At 58.3% G+C, this 5,849-nt stretch carries 9 protein-coding genes; 6 read left to right on the forward strand and 3 right to left on the reverse strand.

The annotated features are described in order from the left end of the window. Positions 1-374: 2,3-bisphosphoglycerate-independent phosphoglycerate mutase (locus tag M3O22_08270; GenBank protein ID MDP9196738.1), on the reverse strand; the 374-nt coding region annotated here is incomplete at its 3' end. A 567-nt stretch (positions 375-941) separates the two neighbouring features. On the opposite strand from M3O22_08270, the gene M3O22_08275 reads away from it, so the two are divergent. Continuing rightward, positions 942-1,217 (forward strand): hypothetical protein, encoded by a 276-nt coding sequence (locus tag M3O22_08275; GenBank protein ID MDP9196739.1) that lies wholly within the window; start codon positions 942-944, stop codon positions 1,215-1,217. A gap of 41 nt (positions 1,218-1,258) precedes the next feature. Here the strand turns inward: M3O22_08275 and recN are convergent, their stop codons facing one another. Together recN and M3O22_08285 are read right to left on the reverse strand one after the other, a co-directional pair. Then, positions 1,259-2,917 (reverse strand): DNA repair protein RecN, encoded by a 1,659-nt coding sequence (recN, locus tag M3O22_08280; protein MDP9196740.1) that lies wholly within the window; start codon positions 2,915-2,917, stop codon positions 1,259-1,261. 72 nt (positions 2,918-2,989) lie between these two features. After that, positions 2,990-3,316: a hypothetical protein gene (locus tag M3O22_08285; GenBank protein MDP9196741.1), complete on the reverse strand. Its 327-nt coding sequence runs from the start codon at positions 3,314-3,316 to the stop codon at positions 2,990-2,992. A gap of 118 nt (positions 3,317-3,434) precedes the next feature. Here M3O22_08285 and M3O22_08290 point away from each other — a divergent pair, with 118 nt between their 5' ends. From M3O22_08290 to M3O22_08310, 5 genes are all read left to right on the forward strand, one after another. Beyond that, positions 3,435-3,644, forward strand: coding sequence for a hypothetical protein (locus M3O22_08290; protein ID MDP9196742.1), 210 nt, complete (start codon positions 3,435-3,437; stop codon positions 3,642-3,644). Then, positions 3,628-3,918, forward strand: coding sequence for a hypothetical protein (locus tag M3O22_08295; protein MDP9196743.1), 291 nt, complete (start codon positions 3,628-3,630; stop codon positions 3,916-3,918). Before M3O22_08290 ends, M3O22_08295 begins: the two co-directional genes overlap by 17 nt. Next, on the forward strand, positions 3,899-4,372 hold the full coding sequence (locus M3O22_08300) for a hypothetical protein (GenBank protein ID MDP9196744.1): 474 nt from the start codon (positions 3,899-3,901) through the stop codon (positions 4,370-4,372). Before M3O22_08295 ends, M3O22_08300 begins: the two co-directional genes overlap by 20 nt. Before the next feature lie 370 nt (positions 4,373-4,742). Beyond that, positions 4,743-5,048, forward strand: a complete 306-nt coding sequence (locus tag M3O22_08305; GenBank protein MDP9196745.1) for a hypothetical protein — start codon at positions 4,743-4,745, stop codon at positions 5,046-5,048. Between the two features lie 261 nt (positions 5,049-5,309). After that, positions 5,310-5,849 (forward strand): hypothetical protein (locus M3O22_08310; protein MDP9196746.1); only part of this gene is annotated, 540 nt, incomplete at its 3' end.

Raw genomic sequence — 5,849 nt, forward strand, 5'->3', positions numbered from 1 at the left:
CCCATCAGGTGCGCGGTCCCGCCCGAGGCTTTCACCGTCCTGATAAAATCCTGCAGGGCGGGATTGGTGTCCAGCTCCCCGCTGGCGATGGCGTTGTCGATCATGGGCAGGTCCTGGAAGATCACCCGGCCGGCGCCCATGTTCATGTGCCCGACCTCGGAATTGCCCATCTGGCCGTCAGGCAGGCCCACGTCCTTCTCTCCCGCCTGGATCAGGGCGTGGGGACAATCCTTCCACAGGGCGTCGAGCACAGGCGTTTTCGCCAGCGCCACAGCGTTGCGGTCCGTGTCCTCACGATGGCCCCAGCCGTCCAGAACGCACAAGATCACAGGGCGGGGGCGGGCATTCTGGCGGAACATGGTGCTGTCTTTCATATCTGTGTCATCCTGAGCGCAGCGAAGGATCCTTCAGTCGCTCCGCTTCTTCAGGATGACAATAAACAATAACAGGTCTGTGCAAAATCCTTCTGACGAAGAAAATAACCTGTTTCCCCACAAAAGTCAGGTCCGATGACAGGTCATTTAAAACAAATATGGCTCGCCCTTCAGCCGTCATCCCGGCGAAGGCCGGGATAACGGTAAAAAATGACTTTTGCAAAGGTCCCATTGAAGGAGAGGTACAAGGTTGTTACTACCTCCCCCAGGGAAAAAGTTAAAAAAGTTCACAAGCTTGCCCGTGTGATTTATCCTCCTCTATAGTGGCGGCGAAGGTGGAATCTTTCCACTTTCCGGGACCTAGAAAACCTCGTTCAGGACGGTTGTGCAGCTCTGGCTGCATCCCGTAAACCTCGCCTCGGTCTTCCGTAGGGCCGGGAGGTATTGTCGTATGTCCAGGGGGAAACCCTAAAGGACAATGCGCCGTTTCTTGAGCGGTTTTCTAGCTCCCGGCCGCCAGGGCCACTGCGGTCCTGGCGGTTTTCACCCGGCCCGGGAGACACCATCATGAAAAAAACCAGAAAGAAAAAGCCCCGCAAACTCGAGCGCGTCTCCGGACTGCTGTGGAATTTCAGCACGGTCCTCCTGACCCGGGTTTCCCGGGACATCCTGGTTGCAGCGATGGATTATGAGCAGAACGGGACCGCCATGGATCATCCCCGGAACCGGAAGAATCTGGAGCATCTCGTCGACCTCACGTGGGCGAATGCCATGCAGCGTCACATCGTTTCCAGGGCAGCGCGTGAAGCGGTGCAAGAGGCTGCCGGGGGCCACAGGTCCTGAGACTCCTCCCGGCGGAAGGGCAGAAATGGCGTCCATACCGGTTATTCCCCCAGCAGGCTGTCCGCCGCGGCGCGCGCCTGGTCGGTGACGGTGGCGCCGGAAAGCATGCGGGCGATTTCCTCGCGCCTGTGTTCCTGTTCCAGGGCCACCACGTTGGTGACCGTAATGTCTTTCCGGGTATTTTTCTGTACTTTCCAGTGATGGTCGCCCCGGGCCGCCACCTGCGGACTGTGGGTCACCACCAGCACCTGGAAGTCCTTTGCCAGTTTTGCCAGGCGCTCACCCACCGCAGCCGCCACGGCTCCGCCAATCCCCGTATCCACTTCGTCGAATACCAGCACAGGCACTGTGTCGGCCTTTGCCAGAACCACCTTCAGCGCCAGCATGAAGCGCGCCAGTTCTCCCCCCGAGGCAATCCTGTTCAGCGGTCCCGGTGGTGCGCCCGGGTTGGTAGCCACGGCAAACGTTACCCGATCCTGCCCGGACGGGCTCCAGTCCGCCTCGGCCAGCATCTCCACCTGCGTGGTGAACACAGCCCGGTCCAGCTTCAGCGGACCCAGCTCGGCGGCTACCTTTTTGTCCAGTGCCACGACCGCCTTGCGCCTTGCCTTGCCCAGCCTGTCCGCCACCGCTGCATAGACCGTACGCTTCTCCTCTTCCTCCCGCGCCAGGCGGGACAGGGTGTCGCCCTGGGTCTCGATCAGGTCCAGCCGCCGGGCCATGTCCTGGCGCAGCGCGGGAAGATCAGAGACGGACACACTGTGCTTGCGGGCCAGCGCGCGCAGGGCGTACAGACGCTCCTCCACCTGGTCCAGGGCACGCGGATCCTGATCCACGCTGCGGCCCAGAGCCTCCAGCCCGGCCACAGCCTCATCCACTTCCACCGCCACGCGATCCAGGGCGGCGACGATCTGCTCCACCCCCTGCAGCCGGTCGCCCAGGCGGGACAGCGCCTTCTGCGCCTGGAACAGGCTGCGCACGGCTCCGGACTCGCCGGCCAGGGCCGCCAGCGCACTTTCCATGTTCTCCAGTATCTTGCCCGCGTTCATCAGCAGCTGGCGCCGGGAGGCCAGTTCATTCTCCTCGTCCGCCTGCGGATCCAGGGTATCCAGTTCCTCCAGCGCGTGACGCAGGAAGTCTTCCTCACGCCGGGCCGCCTCGATCTGGCGGGCAGCCTCTTCCCGCGCTGCAGCAGTGGTTTTCCAGGTCTCATATGCGGCCCGCACTTTGGCCACATCGGCCTGCAGGCCCCCGAAAGCGTCCAGCACATCGCGGTGCGTCTGCGGATCCAGCAGGCCGTGGGTGTCGAACTGACCGTGGATCTCCACCAGCGTCCCGCCCAGCTGGCGCAGCAGGGCCACGCTGACCGGCTGGTCATTGGCAAAGGCGCGGCTGCGGCCATCTGTCCCTACTGTGCGGCGCAGGATCAGCGCTGTCTCCGCCTCCAGCCCCTGGTCCTTCAGCAGCGCCAGGACCGGATGCTTCGGCGGCAGGGAAAATTCGGCTGTCACGCTGGCCTGCTCCGCCCCCGGACGCACCAAGGCACTGTCGGCCCGTCCACCCAGCGCCAGCCCCAGGGCATCCAGCAGGATGGACTTGCCAGCGCCCGTCTCGCCCGTCAGGACGGACAGCCCGGGACCAAAGGACAGGTCCAGCTTTCCGATCAGGATAAAATCACGGATGGAGAGGGAAACGAGCATGGGGTTCGCGGACAGTGGATATCCGCGCCACCATAGAATGGCAGCGGCCGTCTGTTCAACAAGGGAAAAACGCTAGAGCGCCAGCCTGATCACCCGCATGGTGGGACCATCAGGCCGCGAAGGTTCTTGCGTCAGGGCCGCTATGTCCAGTTCCGGGTTATTGGAAACCAGTGCAGCAACAGCCTCCTGGTATGGCTTCAGAATTTCCCGGGTGCCCTTATCCGCGCTGAAATCAAATTCTTCCCCGGTGGCAGTACGGCCATAGAAGCGACTGATTGCCAGATCACTTTCTGGTCCTGTGCTGCAACACACTCTTGTAGCCGACGTACCCGTATTGTTCGTGCCGATCCAGAGAATATCTACCCCGACAAGACGGGGGGCAGCAGCAGCCAATGACAACAGGATTGTGAAGCAACCCAAAGTTGCATATCATGCTGCGTGATATGATATTTCTGGTTGCGTTGTTGTAGTTCTGGTTTACAGGTTTATGGGTTGTTTTTCAGGCGGGACAGCCGTGATGAAATCCTTGATGTCAGGCTTGGTACGGCGATGGGTCAGCCTGAGCGATTGTGCGAAGGCTCTGGTCCTGGTTCTTGCCATTATGTTCGTGGTGGGGGTGAAGCACGAAGCGGCCCTTCTGTTCCGGGACAGGCCCTCGCAGGCGGAGATGGAGAAGCTTCTGACCCTGTCGGACAGGGGCAGCTGGGGGGTTGCAGGCGCAGTTTGAGAAGGCCTTCCCCAGGGGCAGCAACATCCGTGATGTGCTGGCGTTCATGGATGGATATGCGGATGAGAAGAATGAATTCAACACGCTGGACTATCCGTCCATCAGTCCCAACTGGGCCTACTGGCTGAGCCAGGTTACAGGAGAGATCACGCACTCCCTGTATCTCAAAAAACCGGCGCCATCCGACTTGCCCCGGATCACCTGGGTGGTGGAGATCCAGCACCGGCGGGGGCCGGCTGGTCCAGGCCCGGTTCATGTCCCACGGGCCGGATGAAAGCTTCCTCGCATGGGCCAAAATGCAGAACTGGGGGGAGACGCGCGCTCCTGTTCTTGAGAAGCGCTATGCCAGAATCATGGAGATGCAGCCCACACCCAAAGATATCCGTGCCCTGACGGACTGGCTGGAAGGCAGAGATGTGATGGTCAGTGTGGGAGGGTTCTCTTATTATTCGAAAAAAGAGAAAAGGTATAAAGATTCAGAGACTGCTGATTATCCTCGTTATAAATTTTACTTTTATCCACATAATACAGAAATTATACCGTTTAATGGAGATGATATAGATTTCATCTTCTATTTTGATAAAGATAAAAATCTTGTCAAGGCATCTGGATCTCCGACCCCGCACAAGATCTGGGCTACACCTGCAGACCTTCTTTGGCTTCTGCTGTACCGGCTTGTGTACTGGCACCCTTATCAACCCGAACCTGTCCTCTCAATCAAGGAGTAAGTAATCATGGCTTCAATTGCGATCGAATGGCGTCCCGTAGCTGGCATTCCGGGAGGTCCGGGGCATCTGTATCTGGTTTATCGAGACGATAATGATCTGGACCAGGAAGACTGGAAAGCAATATCCGGTGGCCCGGAATATCCAGGAGAAACCGGGTCAGGAGAATACGGCCGTCTGATGAGCGGCTATAAACTTAGGACTTCTGAGACTCCTAACACAGCAGGACAAGTTCTCAACGCAACTATCGACCGATATGAGACTGGTGACTCTGCGTCCACCCGCGGCAGCACGGTTCTTCTGTCAGGAACAGACGCAGAATTACAGGCTACATGGTTCCGGATGGTGTCTGTGGCGAACAAGATCTTCGCACGTGAGTACACTTACTTACATTGGCGCCGACGTTCTTCCTCCCTTTGACGACGCCCTGAATTCCAACACCCTGATCATGAACGTTCTGCAGCAAACGGGGCTGCCAGTGACCTTCCCCACAGGCAAGGAAGCCTCTGATTTCCCCGGTGCAGACCTGTACCTGAACTTTGCGGGAAGCGATGTGTGGGGTGAGGGGTGGTCGGATGTGGTGAACTACAGCCGTGATGGGGCTGGCATTGTGGCCAATCTGTCGGCCACAGCCATAGATGGTCTGCAGGCAGGGCAGATTCAGGATGGCTGGGGATAGACTGACACTATTGATCCGGACGGTGGCGTAGAATCCATTATTGGCAGTCAGCATGGGGACACCTTTTACGGCAGCCTGAAAGAAAGCTGGATTGATGGCGGATTCACCATCAACGGCGGCGATACCAATGCTGCCAGTGATCTGAGGTTGGCGACATGAGGTCACGGATTGTTGTGCCAATTTTGATGAAACGGCTCTTGATAGAACACACCTATGGGTTGTAGATTTCTGAGAAATATCTACAAAAAACGGAATGGCCCGATGAGAAAAGCTCTTCTTGTTGCAGCATTGCTTTTTTTGCCCCTGCAGGCCTGTGCGGCAGAGAATGCCCCTGTGCAGCAGGTGGCTCCTCCGGTTCCAGAGCCCGAAGCCATGTACGAGGGCCTGCCGAAGTATTCCGTGCCGGACCCAAAGGTATGGCCTCTCGCCCCCATGACCGTGCCGGAGAAGAAGCAGATTCTCAAGACAGTCCTGACCCTTCGGCCACCGCCATTTGATGGGGGTTTTGACAGACAGGTCTGCACAGAAATCCTGGATGGTCTGCGTGATGGCAGCCCTGATGTGGAAATTCTGGAGCCCCTGTTTGTCACCCAGAACATGAACGACCCTCGCATGCAGAAGGTTATTGGGCACTGTCCGGATCTGCATCTGGATACAAAATGGTTTTTCAGAAACCCGGAGGATGCGGCGGCAGCGCACAAACTTCCCAAAGGAAAAGCATGGGATGATTATGCGGATCGAGCTGACGCCACTGCCAATTTCACTTTGTACAAACTTGATCCCACTCTCAGTGGGGGGGGG

It is taken from the genome of Pseudomonadota bacterium, from assembly GCA_030775045.1.
GTDB lineage: Bacteria > Pseudomonadota > Alphaproteobacteria > JALYJY01 > JALYJY01 > JALYJY01.

Coding starts and splice junctions, on each gene's coding strand:
- recN (MDP9196740.1), bottom strand. CDS start 2,917: ATGCTCGTTTCCCTCTCCATCCGTGATTTTATCCTGATCGGAAAGCTG.
- M3O22_08275 (MDP9196739.1), top strand. CDS start 942: ATGAAAAAAACCAGAAAGAAAAAGCCCCGCAAACTCGAGCGCGTCTCC.
- M3O22_08290 (MDP9196742.1), top strand. CDS start 3,435: ATGAAATCCTTGATGTCAGGCTTGGTACGGCGATGGGTCAGCCTGAGC.
- M3O22_08300 (MDP9196744.1), top strand. CDS start 3,899: ATGTCCCACGGGCCGGATGAAAGCTTCCTCGCATGGGCCAAAATGCAG.